This window comes from Synechococcus sp. CCY 0621 (assembly GCF_019038465.1).
Taxonomy (GTDB): Bacteria; Cyanobacteriota; Cyanobacteriia; order PCC-6307; family Cyanobiaceae; genus Cyanobium.
In genome coordinates this window covers 1-15035 of record NZ_JAFKRH010000005.1, presented here as the reverse complement: position 1 = coordinate 15035, position 15035 = coordinate 1, and the positions used below count along the sequence as shown (strand labels likewise).

General features: G+C 66.3%; 19 protein-coding genes and 2 pseudogenes. 14 read left to right on the top strand and 7 right to left on the bottom strand.

All coding sequences use genetic code 11. The annotated features are described in order from the left end of the window. Positions 1-5 precede the first annotated feature (5 nt). Entirely contained in the window at positions 6-695 is a 690-nt protein-coding gene (locus tag KUG43_RS00760) for a biliverdin-producing heme oxygenase (RefSeq protein WP_216905226.1), read from the bottom strand. A gap of 146 nt (positions 696-841) precedes the next feature. Here KUG43_RS00760 and KUG43_RS00755 point away from each other — a divergent pair, with 146 nt between their 5' ends. Both KUG43_RS00755 and KUG43_RS00750 read left to right on the top strand, forming a co-directional pair. Continuing rightward, entirely contained in the window at positions 842-1258 is a 417-nt protein-coding gene (locus KUG43_RS00755; RefSeq protein ID WP_216905225.1) for a hypothetical protein, read from the top strand. A 189-nt stretch (positions 1259-1447) separates the two neighbouring features. Further along, on the top strand, positions 1448-2488 hold the full coding sequence (locus tag KUG43_RS00750; protein ID WP_216905224.1) for an L-lactate dehydrogenase: 1041 nt from the start codon (positions 1448-1450) through the stop codon (positions 2486-2488). 267 nt (positions 2489-2755) lie between these two features. Here the strand turns inward: KUG43_RS00750 and KUG43_RS00745 are convergent, their stop codons facing one another. Then, positions 2756-2989 (bottom strand): hypothetical protein, encoded by a 234-nt coding sequence (locus tag KUG43_RS00745; RefSeq protein WP_216905223.1) that lies wholly within the window; start codon positions 2987-2989, stop codon positions 2756-2758. 346 nt (positions 2990-3335) lie between these two features. Here KUG43_RS00745 and KUG43_RS00740 point away from each other — a divergent pair. After that, a pseudogene (locus KUG43_RS00740) lies at positions 3336-3677 on the top strand (Mo-dependent nitrogenase C-terminal domain-containing protein). Between the two features lie 341 nt (positions 3678-4018). On the opposite strand, the gene KUG43_RS00735 reads toward KUG43_RS00740, so the two are convergent. After that, positions 4019-4453, bottom strand: coding sequence for a DUF3122 domain-containing protein (locus KUG43_RS00735; protein WP_216905222.1), 435 nt, complete (start codon positions 4451-4453; stop codon positions 4019-4021). 243 nt (positions 4454-4696) lie between these two features. Between KUG43_RS00735 and psbA the strand changes: the two genes are divergently transcribed. The 4 genes from psbA (at position 4697) to petC (ending at position 7696) form a co-directional block, all read left to right on the top strand. Continuing rightward, positions 4697-5776 carry a photosystem II q(b) protein gene (psbA, locus tag KUG43_RS00730; protein WP_216905221.1) on the top strand — a complete coding sequence of 360 codons (1080 nt, stop codon included), beginning with the start codon at positions 4697-4699 and terminating at the stop codon, positions 5774-5776. Positions 5777-5957: 181 nt separating this feature from the next. After that, entirely contained in the window at positions 5958-6428 is a 471-nt protein-coding gene (locus KUG43_RS00725) for a DUF4079 domain-containing protein (RefSeq protein WP_216905220.1), read from the top strand. 4 nt (positions 6429-6432) lie between these two features. Further along, positions 6433-7077 carry a Tll0287-like domain-containing protein gene (locus tag KUG43_RS00720; RefSeq protein ID WP_216905219.1) on the top strand — a complete coding sequence of 215 codons (645 nt, stop codon included), beginning with the start codon at positions 6433-6435 and terminating at the stop codon, positions 7075-7077. Between the two features lie 70 nt (positions 7078-7147). Further along, positions 7148-7696: a cytochrome b6-f complex iron-sulfur subunit gene (gene petC / locus KUG43_RS00715; protein ID WP_216905218.1), complete on the top strand. Its 549-nt coding sequence runs from the start codon at positions 7148-7150 to the stop codon at positions 7694-7696. 30 nt (positions 7697-7726) lie between these two features. Here the strand turns inward: petC and KUG43_RS00710 are convergent, their stop codons facing one another. Then, a complete protein-coding gene (locus KUG43_RS00710) occupies positions 7727-8620 on the bottom strand; it encodes an ion channel (protein WP_216905217.1) in 894 nt (297 codons plus the stop codon). 126 nt (positions 8621-8746) lie between these two features. Here KUG43_RS00710 and KUG43_RS00705 point away from each other — a divergent pair, with 126 nt between their 5' ends. Beyond that, positions 8747-10042 carry an NAD(P)/FAD-dependent oxidoreductase gene (locus tag KUG43_RS00705; RefSeq protein WP_216905216.1) on the top strand — a complete coding sequence of 432 codons (1296 nt, stop codon included), beginning with the start codon at positions 8747-8749 and terminating at the stop codon, positions 10040-10042. On the opposite strand, the gene KUG43_RS00700 is transcribed toward KUG43_RS00705, so the two are convergent. Then, the gene (locus tag KUG43_RS00700; protein WP_216905215.1) at positions 10043-10390 is read right to left on the bottom strand and encodes an ArsR/SmtB family transcription factor; all 348 of its coding nucleotides are present in this window, start codon (positions 10388-10390) and stop codon (positions 10043-10045) included. 139 nt (positions 10391-10529) lie between these two features. On the opposite strand from KUG43_RS00700, the gene KUG43_RS00695 reads away from it, so the two are divergent. From KUG43_RS00695 to KUG43_RS00675, 5 genes are all read left to right on the top strand, one after another. Beyond that, positions 10530-11651: an MBL fold metallo-hydrolase gene (locus KUG43_RS00695; protein ID WP_216905214.1), complete on the top strand. Its 1122-nt coding sequence runs from the start codon at positions 10530-10532 to the stop codon at positions 11649-11651. Positions 11652-11713: 62 nt separating this feature from the next. Next, a complete protein-coding gene (locus KUG43_RS00690; RefSeq protein ID WP_216905213.1) occupies positions 11714-12268 on the top strand; it encodes a rhodanese-like domain-containing protein in 555 nt (184 codons plus the stop codon). An 11-nt stretch (positions 12269-12279) separates the two neighbouring features. Beyond that, on the top strand, positions 12280-13146 hold the full coding sequence (locus KUG43_RS00685) for a sulfite exporter TauE/SafE family protein (protein ID WP_286194258.1): 867 nt from the start codon (positions 12280-12282) through the stop codon (positions 13144-13146). Beyond that, on the top strand, positions 13143-13589 hold the full coding sequence (locus KUG43_RS00680; protein WP_216905211.1) for a hypothetical protein: 447 nt from the start codon (positions 13143-13145) through the stop codon (positions 13587-13589). Before KUG43_RS00685 ends, KUG43_RS00680 begins: the two co-directional genes overlap by 4 nt. Continuing rightward, on the top strand, positions 13590-14123 hold the full coding sequence (locus KUG43_RS00675) for a universal stress protein (protein ID WP_216905279.1): 534 nt from the start codon (positions 13590-13592) through the stop codon (positions 14121-14123). 11 nt (positions 14124-14134) lie between these two features. Here the strand turns inward: KUG43_RS00675 and KUG43_RS16840 are convergent, their stop codons facing one another. Both KUG43_RS16840 and KUG43_RS16835 read right to left on the bottom strand, forming a co-directional pair. Then, positions 14135-14290, bottom strand: coding sequence for a hypothetical protein (locus tag KUG43_RS16840; RefSeq protein ID WP_353617876.1), 156 nt, complete (start codon positions 14288-14290; stop codon positions 14135-14137). Positions 14291-14388: 98 nt separating this feature from the next. After that, a pseudogene (locus KUG43_RS16835) lies at positions 14389-14496 on the bottom strand (sulfite exporter TauE/SafE family protein); the annotation flags it as partial. A 238-nt stretch (positions 14497-14734) separates the two neighbouring features. On the opposite strand from KUG43_RS16835, the gene KUG43_RS00665 reads away from it, so the two are divergent. After that, on the top strand, positions 14735-15035 hold a 301-nt coding region (locus KUG43_RS00665), incomplete at its 3' end, for a hypothetical protein (RefSeq protein WP_216905210.1).

The following is a 15035-nucleotide window of genomic DNA, read 5'->3' as shown; positions in this document are numbered from 1 at the left end:
GGCGGCTAGACGGCGAGGTCCCCCAGCTCCGCCAGCAATCGCTGGGTGTCGTGGAAGGCGACCACGGATTCCTCCAGAAGCTCCTGCTCCTCGTCATCGCTGAGGTCCATCCGTTCGATGGCGTCATGCAGCTCCTGCTTCAGCTCGGGGATGGGGCGTTGGAACTGCCAGAACTGCAGGGGCGGCAGGCCCTGGCTGGCGAGGATGGCCTGGGCCTGCTCGGCCAGCTGCTGGCCACCGGAGAGATCGCCGCCGTAGCGCACGTAGACGTGGGCCATGAACCGGTGCGGGGCCTGCTGGGCCAGGCGCTGCAGGTGCTCCAACCAGATCCCGGCCGCCGCGGAAGCGGGCGTGGCCGGGACAACGGCGAGCCTGTCGATGTCCTGGTGCAGGGCCTGGCTGCGGGCCAGGTCGGCCCAGGGGAAACCGCCGGCTCCCAGGGCGGCAGCGAGCAGGGGGCCCTGGGCCTCGATCAGGCCGTAGGCGGGGGCGAGGGCACGGATCAGGGCCGCCAGCTGGCGGGGGCTGGCCTGGCCCGCCAGCAGCGACCGGGAAAAGGACATGCCCTCGGCCTGGTGGTGGGCGGCGCCGATGCGGCCGTGGAGCCGGTGTACCCGGGGACCGAAACCCTTGTGAGCCTGCACATCGGCGGGCCTGGCATGGTCGGAGATGGCGACAGGGATGGCGGTGGTCATGGGGAACGGCGCAGGGGGGAGGTCGGGCCCGGGAGGGCGCTGGTGCTTACGGTATAACGGTACTGTGGTTTCATGCTGCTATGGAGGCAAATTCGTTGCATCCGCCGCCGTACCCCACCTCCGTCCCCTCCGCACCCCGCTACGCCATGTCCACCACCACCAAGGCCCCGACCGCCGCGCCCCAGCGCTCCCTCTCCTTCCTGGTGGCCCCACGGGGCCAGCTCAGCGGGGACGGCCAGCTGCGGGAACTGATCGAGGAACGGCGCCAGCGCAAGGGCGCGGCCGTGGAGCTCTGGTACCTGGGGCCGGAGCTGGTGGAGGAGCTGCGACTGGCCCAGGCCTTCCGCCATCCCCCTGCGAAAGACCAGGACCAGGGGAGTCCACAGGAGCCCATCGAAGCGATCGTGGCCGGCGACGCGGCGGTGATCACCTGGCTGCAGCTGCGCTTCGGAGGCTGCGCCGGCAGCCTCGCTCTGCCGGCAGGCTGGCTGCAGGAGCGGGCGGGGGGACTGCCGCCCCGGGCGCCGGCCGCCGACACCGCCTCCCGCGCCGACAGGAACTAGTCGGGGGATCCCGGCGCCGCTGGCGTGCGGTTCCTTGGCCTCGGGGAACACCCCCGGCTGTGGTCCCGGAGCCGTGACAGCGGCGCCCGGTGGTGTTTCCGTTGGGCTGACGGCCCGATTCCCAGGGCGGAGGCGCAGTGAACCCAACCGCAACGACCTGTTCCAGCCACCCCCAGGCCCCTGCCGCCGGTGCCTAATCTCACCCCGGCGGTCGGCGACGCCTCAGCCGCCCCTTTCTGCAACCTGCTGCTTCCCACCGGCGCCCAGACGCGGGGGCGCACCCTCCCCGGCCGCAAGGTGGTGATCGTGGGCTGCGGCGCCGTGGGCATGGCCTGCGCCGTGGCGATCCTGCATCGGGGCTGCCAGGAGGAGCTGGTGCTGGTGGATGTGGCCCATGACCGGCTGGAGGGGGAAGTGATGGACCTCTGCCATGGCCTGCCCTTCCTGCCCCGCACCGACCTGCGGGCCGGGAGCGTGGAGGCGGAGGGACGGGATGCCGACCTGGTGGTGATCACTGCCGGTGTGGCCCAGCAGCCGGGCCAGTCGCGGCGGGAGCTGATCGAGCGCAATGCGGCCTTGTTCCGCAAGCTCGTGCCACCGATCGCCCTCCACTGCCCCCGGGCGGTGCTGCTGGTGGTGAGCAACCCGGTGGATGTGCTCACCCACATCGCCGGCCAGCTGAGCGGCTTCCCCGCCCACCGGGTGATCGGCTCGGGCACCGTGCTCGATTCCGCCCGCTTCCGCATGGCGATCAGTCGTCGTCTCGGGATCGATCCCCACGACGTCCAGGCCTACGTGATCGGCGAACACGGCGATTCGGAGGTGCCGGTGTGGAGCCGGGTGGTGGTGGCCGGCTCGGAGCTGGTCGATGGAGGCTGGGAAGGCAGCCGCACCCTGGCGGATCCCGAGCTTCAGGCGTTGTTCCATGGCGAGGTGCGCCAGGCGGCCTACGAGATCATCCGGCTCAAGGGCAGCACCTCCTGGGCGATCGGCCTGGCCACCGCCGAGATCGTCGAGGCGGTGCTGCGCAGCAAGGACCAGATGCTCACCGTGAGCAGCCGCAGCCACGGCCACTACGGGCTGCCCGACGTCTGCCTCAGCCTGCCCACGATCGTCAACGACAGCGGCGCCGCCGCCCTGGTGCAGATGGCCCTGACCGAGAAGGAGATGGGGCAGCTGCGCCACAGCGCCGAGGTGCTGCGGGGGATGCTCGATGAGGCGGGGTTCTGAGGCGATGGGCGGCGTTGGGCTGCTCTCGTTGAGGGGCATCACCCACCACAGAACGAGGCCAATCAGGCGCACGATCGGGGAAAAACCGAATCGCCAAAATATGCCCTTTGAAGTTGGTACTGAACAATTAGAAAGTCTGCGGATTTATCAGAGGCTTGTTGCCAAGAGCTTCTTTGGGAATTTGTGAAAACACGGCAGCTGAGACGGCTACCCGCAAACACCTAGGAAACAGAGAGCTATTTCGCTCCTGCTGACCTCGCATCAACCTCAGGGCAATGACCCATTTTTGCAGGTCTCGCAGGGTGTTTCAGCAAGCTCTAAGCCGAACAGCCCGGCGACGTAATCCCTGGTTGATTCCTGCTTGGGGGAATTGAAGATCTGAGAGGAGGGGCCGAACTCCTCCATCACGCCAACCTTGGCAAATCCGTCCGCCATCGGAATGAAATTGAAAAACCAGACATGTCTGAGATTCGAGAAGCCTGCTGCAACTGCGGCGGACAAGGCGCACTACGTCTGGGATCACCTGCTCGGTAGCCACCGCGATCCCACCTGCTGGCAACGGCCCAGGGCGGGCCTGGAAGCCTCGGCCTGGTACTTCCAACGGCTGGAGCAGAAGCTGAAAAAACAGTAGGCTGGCAGTCGCTCGGTGGAACGATTGGGCGAGGCAGTGGAGGTAATCCTCGCGTTGCCGGAATTCCTCCGTCTGCTCCCCCGTGGCGGCGATCCCATGGAGTGGGCGCTGGCTTACGAACGGCGGCGGGCAACCATCCACGGCGCTGCCCACCCTCGCCCGAGGGAATGAGGGCGCAGCCTCCACGGGAACGCCTGCCAGGTCCGGCTGATTCGCATGGCCCCCTCCCCTTTGAGTCACCCAGTGAGCTGTCTGATGACCGCCACGAACCTCCAGGCTCCCGGCGAGAGAACCGCATCGCTGTTCACCCCGCTACAGCGGTTGCTGCAGCGCATCGAACCCAGGGATCCGTTCTTCGCGCGACTGCTGCTGCGCCTGATCCCCGGCCAGTATCCATTCGAGCGCGATGTGATGCTGTACGGGAGAACGCTGCTCCACATTCCCGCGCTCTGAAAACTGAATCCTCTCTACGACGAATTGGCGGCCCTGCGTTTTCGCTGCCTCTGCTATTTGGAGGCCCCAACTCAGGCCGGCGGAAACAGAAACACGTTGCCATAGCCGAAGGTAATCAACCGATCGGGAAACTCACGGGCCTGCTGTTAGGAGCCCTGCGCCTCAGAGGACCCCACGCATAGCAGAGGCAGCTTGAAATGTCGCTCATGCCGCTGAGGGCAGGCACCGGCGAAGCCGAAGTTCACAGTGAAAATATGTAGCTAGAGATTCTGGCACCTGAAAGCTTCCGTAGATGACGACGGGTTGGCAGTCTGTGATCTGGGCTTCACTGCGGACAGACCCAGGAGGGTTCGGCAGATCCCAAGGCCCCTGATCCTGCTCGTCATACATTCAAGCCTCGCTGATAGCCGGGCGAAGCCTTCCTCTCAGCCGGTAGCCCAACGCATTCATGTCACCTCATTGGGTGGCAGCTCATGGAGCGCCTGAACCAGTTCAGGTTGCAGCATGACCAAGGTCGTGCCCTCTCGATTGTCGGTCGGCACCTCCAGCTGCAGCGGCAGCACGTCGCTGGGCCTTGGGTCCAGGGCGTGGGCGTCGAACTGGGCCGAGGATTCGGGGATCACCTCCTCCCCCTGTCGCACCAGTTCCTCACTGCGGTTCGGCAGCTCCCAGGCGCCGCCGAGGCCATCGCTCAGGAGCAGTGGCCTTTGGTGATCGACTATCTGCCCGGGTGAGCGGGCAGTCAGGCGCACTCGCCAGCCGGCTGGGTAGGCGGGATCAGGTTGCTCGGACAGGGTCAGGCCCCAGAGATGACCCGAGGAATCCGTGAGGGTCCAGCGTTGTGGATCGGCTGCTGCCTGGGCCTGGAGCGGCAGCAGCATCAGGGTCAGGGCCAGCAGAACAGCGGCGAAGACTGGCCGCCAGTTGGGTCGATGCAGCCGGTGCGCAGCTGGGCGGAAACCCGCACCAGCCCTTTGAGAAAGAATGCTCATAACGTCTTTCGCGTCATAGAAGGCTTCAACGCTACCGTTTTATTGGGAAGAGTCGGCGCTCGGCTGTCCATCCACCACGATGGGCCGCCCTCGCCTTCGCAGCTCTCCCCAGTCCCGTCTTCATTCCTCGCCATGACGACAACCATCCTCAAGCGTTCCTGGGGCAACCCATGGAACAGCTTCAAGGACTGGGTGACCAGCACCGACAACCGCCTCTACGTGGGCTGGTTCGGCGTGCTGATGGTCCCCACCCTTCTGGTGGCCACCTGCTGTTTCGTGATCGCCTTCATCGGCGCCCCGCCCGTCGACATCGACGGCATCCGCGAACCCGTCTCCGGCGGCCTCCTCTACGGCAACAACATCATCACCGCCGCGGTGGTGCCCAGCTCCAACGCCATCGGCCTGCACTTCTACCCGGTCTGGGCCGCCTCCAGCCTCGATGAATGGCTCTACAACGGCGGCCCCTACCAGCTGATCATCTTCCATTTCCTGATCGGCATCTTCTGCTGGATGGGCCGTGAATGGGAACTGAGCTACCGCCTGGGGATGCGCCCCTGGATCGCCGTCGCCTATTCCGCTCCGGTGGCCGCCGCCACCGCCGTGCTGCTGATCTACTCGATCGGTCAGGGCTCTTTTTCTGACGGCATGCCCCTGGGCATCTCCGGCACCTTCAACTTCATGCTGGTGCTCCAGGCGGAGCACAACGTGCTGATGCACCCCTTCCACATGCTTGGTGTCGCGGGCGTATTCGGTGGCGCCCTGTTCGCCGCCATGCACGGTTCCCTGGTCACCAGTTCGCTGGTGCGGGAATCCACGGAAACCGAATCCCTCAACAAGGGCTACAAGTTCGGCCAGGAGGAAGAGACCTACAACATCGTGGCCGCCCACGGCTACTTCGGTCGCCTGATCTTCCAGTACGCCTCCTTCAACAACAGCCGCAGCCTCCACTTCTTCCTGGCCGCCTGGCCGGTGGTGGGCATCTGGTTCGCCTCCCTGGCGGTGGTGAGCTTCTCGTTCAACCTCAACGGCCTCAACTTCAACCACTCGGTGATGGATCACCAGGGCCGGGTGATCAACACCTGGGCCGACATCCTCAACCGCGGAGGCCTCGGCATCGAGGCGATGCACGAGCGCAACGTGCACAACTTCCCCCTCGATCTGGCGGCGGTTGAGCTGACCCCTGTGGCGCTCCGTGCGCCTGCGATCGGTTAGTGGGACTTTGAATCCCGCCCAGTCGATCCTGCTTCGCTCCATGGACTGAGCAGCCACCCTGGGGCCTGGAGTGATCCGGGCCCTTTTCAATCTCCTGATTCCCTCCCCCTTCACCGATGGGCAACCTGGCAAGGCTTGAAATGATGCCGCCTTCGCGGATCCCTTTCGTTCCCGAGGCCCCATGCCCTTCGCCCTGAACTTCGTCCACCCGGTGCTGATGTGGGTGCTGCTGGGCCTGATGCTCTACTCGGGCTACCTCGGCTACAAGGCCAGCTTGATCCGCAAGGTGAGCGCCGAGGAACGCAAGGCGCTGGTTCCCCTGCACTACGGCCAGCGTCATGCCCAACTCGGTGTGGTGATCCTGGGCCTCACCCTGCTGGGCGCCGCCGGTGGGATGGCTGCCACCTTCCTCAAGAACGGCAAGCTGATCATCGGCCCCCACCTGTTTGTCGGTCTTGCCGTTGCCGTGCTGGTGATCGCCACGGCCTCCCTGGGCCCTTCCCTCCAGAAGGGCAAGGACTGGGCCCGGGGCCTGCACGTGGCCATCAACGGGGGTGTGCTGCTGCTGTTCGGCTGGCAGGCCACCACTGGCATCGCCATTGTCCAGAAGCTGCTGAGTTCAGCGGCATCACCAACCTCTCTTGGCACCTGATCCGATGACGTTCACCACTCCTCTCCAGCGGCTGGCACGGCTGGCCCTCTCCACCCTGCTCCTGATGCTGGTCGGCGTTGGGCTGTTGACGGCCCTGCCGGGTACCGCCCTGGCAGCAGAGGCCTCGCCGCCGGTCGATTCGGCAGCACTCTCCAAGGCCGTTGTGGCGATGGAGCAGCTCGATCAGATGCGCATCTCCCTGGCCTCCACCCTCGAGGGCCGCACCGAGGAGCCCACCATCGAAACGATGAAGGAGGTGTGCAAGCCCGTAGGCATGCGGGTCATCGCCATCGGAAAGGAAAACGGCTGGCAGGTGCGCCAGGTGGCCAGCAAATACCGCAACCCCGACCATGCCCCCGCCAACGCTCAGGAGCGCCAGGTGATCGATCTGTTCAGCCGACACCCTGAGATCAACGGGCTCTGGGAGCCGGCCGTGGCAGACCAGGGCGCCGGCCTGAACTACTACCGCCGCATCAACGTTGAGCCGAGCTGCCTGGCCTGCCACGGCACCAAGGCCAGTCGGCCGGCGTTCATCAAGGCCAACTACCCCGACGACAAGGCCTTCGACTTCAAGGTGGGTGACCTGCGGGGCATGTATGCCGTACACCTGCCGGAGGTTCAGGCGGCTCTCGCCGCTGCCGCGGGCTGAGCCACACCACTGCCAAGACTTTTCTACAGTATGCGTATCACCTCATAAATGGATCGGACGTTCCTGAGCCATGACCCTCATTCCCGCACTCCCATCCAGAGACGAGGTCCCCAGCCTGGGGCGTCGCCAGTTCATGAACCTGCTCACCTTCGGTGCCGTCACCGGGGTGGCGCTCGGCGCCCTGTACCCGGTGGTGCGCTACTTCATCCCTCCACGGGAGGCTGGCTCATCGGGTGGCGCCCTTGCCCTCGACGAGCTCGGCAATCCGATCGCGGCCAGCGGCTGGCTGGCCAGCCATAGCGAAGGCGACCGCAGCCTGGTGCAGGGCCTCAAGGGCGATCCCACCTATCTGATCGTTGAAGCAGAGGGCGCCATCGGCGCCATCGGCCTCAACGCCATCTGTACGCATCTGGGCTGCGTGGTCCCCTGGAACAGCGGCGAAAACAAGTTCATCTGCCCCTGCCACGGAAGCCAGTACGACCCCGAGGGGGCCGTGGTCCGCGGTCCCGCCCCGCTGCCCCTGGCCCTGGCCCATGTGGCCGTGGAGGACGAACGGGTGCTGCTCAGCACCTGGAGCGAGAGTGATCCCCGCACCGGCGAGAAGCCCTGGTGGAGCTGAGCTGAGCGTCAGGAAGCTGGCTCCAGCCACTCAGGACGGCTCAATGGATGGGCAGAGGTGGGTCCTGTTGAAATTGGCGGACTCGAAACGTTGGCCCTCGTCATCCTCCTCCTGCATCATGTCCACGAAGGCCATACCGAACAACACCCGGGAGATGGGGTAGTTGTGATGGGCATAGATCGGTCGCTCCAGGGTTTCGTCAATGCCGCGGAAGGACACCAGGATCTCGGCCTCGCCAGCGGCCAGATCCCGGGCTGTTCGCCCCCGCAGCGGGCTGCGGTCATCGATCGGATGCATCAGCGTCCAGGTGAGCAGAAACAGCGGGGAGCGATCGCGGTTCAGGGCCAGCGGGTGCAGACGCCGCATCCGATGGCCCTCTGTCGTGCGCTCATCGATGGCGAGATAAGCCTGAACCGTGGCCTCCAGGATGGTCTTGCGGCGTTCGTTGGCCAGGCGAAACATCAAGGTGGGCTGGCCGTCGTAGTCGTGCACGGTGGCCACCTCCGAGAACAGGATCCGGGCCGTGGAACGGGAGAAGCGACTGAACGCCATCCCCGTCGTCAGGGCGATCACGATCAGTCCCAGCAACGATTCGACGGTGACGACCAGATGGGTGAACAGGCTGCTGGGATGGAAAGCGCCATAGCCGATTGAGCCCAGGGTCTGAACGCTGAAGAAGAAGGCCTCGAGGAAACTGGTGGTCTCGCCAGCCACCCCGGCAATGCCATGGGGATCGAGCCAGTAGAGAAGGGCGAACAGCAGGTTGAGCAGCAGATACCCCGCGGCGATCAGCCCGAAGAAACCGGGCCAAGGCACCGCCAGCATCAGGTGATTGGGGTGGCGCCAGTGCCGCAGCCAGTCGGAGGGGTTCACCGCGGTGAAGATGCCCCCATGCTTCTGCAGCCGCAGCGGAGCTGGAGGCATCGGCGTGACCGGCGAGGTTTCAACTGATTTTATCTTTTTATGCGTTTTGGCGCATTAACTTGTGTGTGGCGGGCGGCGTGTCGGCTGGGGCCCGACCCAGGTTGGGACGAAGAGCATGGCCGTGAGATGGTCGAATCCGTAGCGAAACACCACCGCCACCACCAGGTTCTGATCGTGGGCGGTGGCTCTGCCGGGATCACCGTCGCCGCCCAGTTGCTGCGCGCCCGCCCCGGCCTGGACGTGGCGATCCTGGAGCCCGCCTCCGTTCACGCCTACCAGTCCGGCTGGATCCTGGCCGGCGCCGGCCTGCTCCCCTACGCCCAGACCCAACGGCCCGAGGCCGCCGTGATCCCGGCCGGTGCCGTCTGGATCCGGGATAGCGCCGCCTCCTTCGAGCCGGAGGCCCGGCGGGTGATCACCGCGGCCGGGGTCGCCCTCAGCTACGAGGTGCTGGTGGTGGCCACCGGCCTGAAGCTCGACTGGAGCCGCATCCAGGGCCTGCCGGAGGCCCTCGGCCAGCACGGGGTCGTCAGCAATTACTCCCACCCCCACATCGCCGCCACCTGGAAGGCGATCCGCGACTTCCGCGGTGGAACGGCCCTGTTCACCCATCCCGCCACACCGATCAAATGCGGGGGGGCCCCGCAGAAGGTGATGTACCTGGCCGACGACATCTTCCAGGCCACCAGCGGGGTGGGCGTGAACACGCATGTGATCTTCTGCAGCGCCCAGGCGCAGCTGTATCCGGTGGAGGCCTACAACGCCAGCGTCGAGTGCGTCGTGGCGCGCCGAGGCATCGAGACCCGCCTGCTCCACAACCTGATCGAGGTGCGAGCCGAGGAGCGGGTGGCCGTCTTCGAGGTCAGGGGCGAGGGCGGGGAGCCCCGGCGGGAGGAGATCCCCTACGACCTGTTGCACGTGGTGCCGCCGATGGCGGCCCCGGATGTGATCGCCAGCAGCCCCCTGGCGATCGCCGGGCCGGGGGGCTGGGTGGAAGTCGACAGGCTCACCTGCCAGCACAAGCGCTACGGCGATGTGTTCGCCCTCGGGGATGTGAGTTCCCTGCCCACCGCCAAGAGCCTGGCGGCCGTGCGCGGCCAGGCGCCGGTGCTGGTGGCCAACCTGCTGGCCCAGCTCGATGGAGGCCCGCTACAAGCCCACTACGACGGCTACACCGCCTGCCCCCTGATCACCAGCTTCCACGACGTGGTGATGGCGGAGTTCGACTACAGCCTCCAGCCGGTGAGTTCCTTCCTGGTGGATCCCACCAAGGAGCGCTGGAGCATGTTCCTGGTGGAAACACGGGTGTTCCCCTGGGTGTACTGGCACCGGGTGCTCAAGGGGCGCCTGCACGAGAGCCGCTTCCTCAAGCCGTTCGGGCCCTTGGTGCGTGCCCTGGGGCTGGCTTTCAAGCAGCCGTGATCACACCGCCTGCAGTTGGCTGAGCTGCTGCTCCAACCGCTGCTTGAGCCGACGTTGCACCAGGTTGCAGAGGTCCTCCACCAGGGGGTCGGCCACCGCATAGATCAGCCGTGTGCCATCCCGGTCACAGCTCACCAGCCCGGCGCGCTGCAGCTGACCCAATTGGCGGCTGATGTGGGACTGGCTGAAGCCGGTGGCCTCGATCAGGGAGGCCACATCCATGGGCCCGCCGTGCTTGAGCTGGCAGAGCAACTGAAGTCGGGCCGACTCGCTCAGAAGGCGGAAGAAGCTGCTGAGTTCATCGAGCAGCTGGGGACTTGGCAGGGACTGGGGCAGGGTCCGGCGCATGAACGGGCTTATGTCGATAAACGCATTATGCAGCACGCGTTAAGGGCGTGGGCCGTTGGCGACCAGCGGCCCGGACAACACACATGGTCTTAACGCGCATAATGCGGCTATGCTCATAGCAGTTAGTGATCGATCACCCATGGCCGTCGCTCCCGCTCCCGCCTTGTCCCTCTCGGCCGCCGCCGGCGGTGGCTCCTTGCTCTTCCGCCAGCTGTTCGATGCCGACACCGGCACCTTCACCTACCTGCTGGCCGATGTGCCGAGCCGCAAGGGGGTGATCATCGATTCGGTCTTCGAGCAGCACGGCCGCGACCTCTCCCTGATCCGGGAGCTGGGCATTGATCTGGTGGCCTCGATCGACACCCACGCCCATGCCGACCATGTGACCGGCAGCTGGCTGATGCACGAGGCCACCGGCTGTGCCATCGGCCTGGCGGCAGCTGCCCGCGCCGAGAACGTCACCCTTCCCCTGGCCCATGGGGATCGCATCGACTTCGGCGGCCGCGCTCTGGAGGTGCGTGCCACCCCAGGCCACACCGACGGCTGCATCACCTTCGTGCTCGACGACCACAGCATGGCCTTCACGGGCGATGCCCTGCTGGTTCGCGGGTGCGGCCGCTGTGACTTCCAGCAGGGCAATGCCCACACCCTCTGGAACTCGATCACCGGGCAGATCCTCTCCCTGCCCGAGCGCTGCCTGCTCTATCCCGGCCACGACTACACCGGACGGGGCGTCACCTCCGTGGCCGAGGAGAAGGCCTTCAACGCCCGCCTGGGCGGCGACGCCAGCGAGCGGGATTTTGTGGGTCACATGGAGAACATGAAGCTCCCCCATCCCCACAAGATCGCCGAGGCCCTGCCAGGCAACATGCGCTCCGGCAAGCCCCGCGAGGCCGCCGCCGCGCCCGCCTGGGCGCCCCTCGCCCGCAGCTATGCCGGCCTGCCTGAACTCACCCCGGCCTGGGTGGTCGCCCATCAGAGCGATCTCACCGTGCTCGATGTGCGCTCCGCCGAGGAATTCAACGGACCCGATGGCCGGGTGGCCGGCAGCCTGTTGATCCCCCTGCCGGAGCTCGAGAGCCGCTCCAGCGAGATCCCCACAGGTCGCCCCCTGGTGGTGGTCTGCCATTCGGGCAGCCGTTCGGCCCTGGCCACCCAGCAGCTGCTCAAGGCCGGCCGTTCCCAGGTGGCCAACCTCCGCGGCGGCCTGAGCCGCTGGGCTGCTGAGGGCTACCCACTCGATGGTGCCAAGCAGGCCTGAGGCTTCCAGTTCCGATCGTCTAGCCCGTGCCACCCCTTCCTCAGATCTTCACTCCCCTAACCATGACAACCACCTCCGCGACACCAGGCGCCACCCGCATCAGCGCCCATGACCTGTCCGACCAACTGGCGGCCCAAGGCGTCACCGTGATTGATGTGCGCGAACCGATGGAGTATGCCTCCGGCCACATCAGCGGCAGCCTCAACATTCCGCTCTCGCGCATCACCCAGGCCGATCTACCCCGCGGGCCACTGGTGCTGGTCTGCCAGAGCGGTAATCGCAGTGCCAAGGCCTTGAACCAACTCCTCCGGCAGGGCCACCCCCACCCGATGGCCGACCTGCTGGGCGGCGTGCCCGCCTGGCAGCAGGCCGGTTTTGACGTGCGCAAGCTCAAGGGGGCACCCCTTCCCCTGATGCGCCAGGTGCAGATCGCGGCCGGCAGCCTGGTGCTGCTGGGGGTGATCCTGAGCCAGACGGTCGCCCCGGGCTGGATCTGGCTGAGTGGCTTCGTGGGCGCCGGCCTCACCTTCGCGGGCATCAGCGGCTTCTGCGGCATGGCCCGCCTGCTCGCCGCCATGCCCTGGAACAAGGTGGCGATGGGATCACAACGGACATGATCACAGCAACCATGGCGCTGCTCCTGGCGGGCGGCGCCTTGATCGGATTTCTGCTCGCCGTGCTCGGGGCAGGCGGCTCGATCCTGCTTTTGCCCCTGCTGGTGAGCGGTGCGGCCCTGCCCACCAAGGCCGCGGTTCCGCTCTCGCTGCTGGTGGTCAGCCTGCTGGCCCTCGGCAATGTGGGTCCCTACATCCGCCGCCGCCAGGTCGCGATCCAACCCGCCCTGGTGCTGGGGTTGCCGGCACTCGCCGGCAGCTGGATCGGCGGCTCCCTGGTGAAGGCCGGTCTGATCCCGGAGGCGGTGCAGCTGGGAATCTTCACGGCAGCGGCTTTGCTTGCGTCCTGGCTGCTCAATCGCCGGGTTGCACTGGAGCATCCCCCCAACGACGGACGCCCAGCAGGCTCCCCCGTGGCGCTGGCCAGCCAGGGCGTGCTGGTCGGCCTGCTCACCGGTGTCGCTGGGGTGGGCGGCGGTTTTGCGATCGTGCCAGCCCTCGTTCTTCTGGCGGGCCTGCCGATGCCGCTCGCCAGCGGCACGAGCCTGCTGCTGATCACCACGAATTCCCTGGTGGCCCTTGCCGCCCTGGGCCACTGGCCCACGGCCCAGCTGCCGCTCCTGTTTCCTCTGGTGGGTGGTGGCTTCCTGGGGGCAGTGGTCGGCCAGCGTCTTGCGCCTCACCTGCCAGAGGTGCGGCTGCGGCAGGGTTTCTCGGCCCTGTTGATCGGCTCGGCGCTGCTCACCGGATTTGAGGCCTGGCGACGCCACGACCACCCGCCTGCCGTTTCCACAGCTGCCGCCAGCCGCCAGAACGTGCGGTCTCCCTCCTGGCCAGCCTCTCCCGTCTCCGCTTCCTCAGCCGTTTCAATCGCACCATGAGTGGACGCTCCTTCCAGTTCAGACTGCGCAGCAGCCACACCGCTCCGGATCGCGCCACCGCTGGCCTAGTGGTGGAGTTCCTCACCGATTCCGGCGCCTGGGAACCCCAGCAGCTCAGCCTCACCATGCCGGGGTTCCGGATCTACCTGATCTCGCTGCTGCTCTGCCAGCACTTCTACCTGGTGGCCAATGCCAGGGAGAAGGCCATTCCGCTGCAACAGGTGGAGGCCGATTTCGTCGTCACCACAAGCAGCGATTGGATCGTGGCCAGCGTGGAGGGTGACTTCCGCATCCGCCTGGATGCCGCCGCCTCCGAGCAGGAACGGGGCCTTGCCGATGCTGACGCCATCGCCTACATGCAGGAGCGCATGAAGCTCTGCCCCATCTCCCGCAACCTGCCCGATGGGGTGCGCAAGCGCATCGACCTCACCTCTCTGGGCTGAATCCGATGGAGTTCTCCCCTATTCCCCGCTGACATATTCACCCACTTCCTTATTCCGGTCGATGGCAGTGAGCTGTCGGAAGGGGCGCTGCAGGCCGCCATCGCTCTAGCCAAGAGGCTGGACGCACGGCTGACCGTGTTCTATGCGCTGCCCACGGTCGGCGCCTATGCCTACGCCACGGTGCCACCTTTCGTGGATAAGGCTGAGATCAATGCGAAGACCCTCCTGGAGGTTCACCAGCTGATCACTGATAGCGCCGCCACCTATCTGAAGGGCCTCGTGGCTCGTGTTGAGCAGGCCGGCGACCCTGATGGCTCGATCCAGGTGGCGGCGGAATGCTTCGAGAGCGATGAGCCGCACCGCGCGATCCTCGAAGCGGCTCAGCGGCTGGGCTGTGATCTGATCGTGATGGCCTCCCACGGCCGTCGCGGGCTCGGGGCGTTGCTGCTGGGCAGCGAGACACAGAAAGTGCTCACGCACAGCACACTGCCGGTGCTGGTGTGGCGGCCCCCTGCGGTGAGCCCTGCCTCGTGAGGCCGTGAGGCCTAACGGGCCAGCAGCATCCTGAGGCCGATCAGCACCGTCGCCCCACCGAAGATCCTCCCCAGCAGCAGGTTTGGCAGCTGAGTGGCGACCCGTGCCCCCAGCAGGCTGCCAAGCAGGAACCCGAGGCAGATGAAAGCGGCGATGCGGATGTCCACATAGCCCTGCTTCCAGTAGGTCCAGGCACCGAGATGCCGATCGGCGGCACCAGCAGGGCCAGCGTGGTGCCCTGGGCGGCGTGCTGCGACAACCCGAAGACAAACACCAGCGCCGGCACGATGATCACGCCGCCGCCGATGCCGATCAGGCCGCTCAGGGTGCCGGCTGTGATCCCCAGCAGGACATAGAGGATGACGGTGATCATGGCGTTGTCCGCAGGGAGAAGAGGGGAGATTCCTAACCGGATCAGGAGCCAAGCGCCACTACGGGGGTTCGGAGCTTTCGGCATGGGTGCCACCAGGGCCGATTCGCTGGGCGATCGAGCGGCTGGCCCCGTAGCCGCATCCGGTCGGCAGCTGGTTCATCCATCCGCGAAGAACCGCCACGTTGCCGATGTGTTCGCTGCCGTGCTCTCCACACTGAAGGAACAAGCCTCCAGGCCAATGAACGCGTCGATCAACCATGCCCTGCGGCTGATCACGCTCTGGATCGCCTGGCTGCTGGCGATGCTCTTCCACGTGGACCTGGGTCTGATGCCCCTGTTCCACGGCCATTCGCCGGAGATCCACAGTCATGTGCAGGAGGGGGCTCTGCCGCTGCTGTTCGGGGCGATGCTCGGCTACTTCCTGCTGCCGCTGATCGCGATCGTGCTGATCGCCTACGCCGCCACCACGGTCGGTCCGGCCACGCGCTGGCGGCCCTGGCGGCGGATCCACTTCTGGTTCAGCGTCGTCTATTCGGTCA

Coding starts and splice junctions, on each gene's coding strand:
- KUG43_RS00760 (WP_216905226.1), bottom strand. CDS start 695: ATGACCACCGCCATCCCTGTCGCCATCTCCGACCATGCCAGGCCCGCC.
- KUG43_RS00755 (WP_216905225.1), top strand. CDS start 842: ATGTCCACCACCACCAAGGCCCCGACCGCCGCGCCCCAGCGCTCCCTC.
- KUG43_RS00735 (WP_216905222.1), bottom strand. CDS start 4,453: ATGCTGCTGCCGCTCCAGGCCCAGGCAGCAGCCGATCCACAACGCTGG.
- psbA (WP_216905221.1), top strand. CDS start 4,697: ATGACGACAACCATCCTCAAGCGTTCCTGGGGCAACCCATGGAACAGC.
- KUG43_RS00725 (WP_216905220.1), top strand. CDS start 5,958: ATGCCCTTCGCCCTGAACTTCGTCCACCCGGTGCTGATGTGGGTGCTG.
- KUG43_RS00720 (WP_216905219.1), top strand. CDS start 6,433: ATGACGTTCACCACTCCTCTCCAGCGGCTGGCACGGCTGGCCCTCTCC.
- petC (WP_216905218.1), top strand. CDS start 7,148: ATGACCCTCATTCCCGCACTCCCATCCAGAGACGAGGTCCCCAGCCTG.
- KUG43_RS00710 (WP_216905217.1), bottom strand. CDS start 8,620: ATGCCTCCAGCTCCGCTGCGGCTGCAGAAGCATGGGGGCATCTTCACC.
- KUG43_RS00705 (WP_216905216.1), top strand. CDS start 8,747: ATGGTCGAATCCGTAGCGAAACACCACCGCCACCACCAGGTTCTGATC.
- KUG43_RS00700 (WP_216905215.1), bottom strand. CDS start 10,390: ATGCGCCGGACCCTGCCCCAGTCCCTGCCAAGTCCCCAGCTGCTCGAT.
- KUG43_RS00695 (WP_216905214.1), top strand. CDS start 10,530: ATGGCCGTCGCTCCCGCTCCCGCCTTGTCCCTCTCGGCCGCCGCCGGC.
- KUG43_RS00690 (WP_216905213.1), top strand. CDS start 11,714: ATGACAACCACCTCCGCGACACCAGGCGCCACCCGCATCAGCGCCCAT.
- KUG43_RS00685 (WP_286194258.1), top strand. CDS start 12,280: ATGGCGCTGCTCCTGGCGGGCGGCGCCTTGATCGGATTTCTGCTCGCC.
- KUG43_RS00680 (WP_216905211.1), top strand. CDS start 13,143: ATGAGTGGACGCTCCTTCCAGTTCAGACTGCGCAGCAGCCACACCGCT.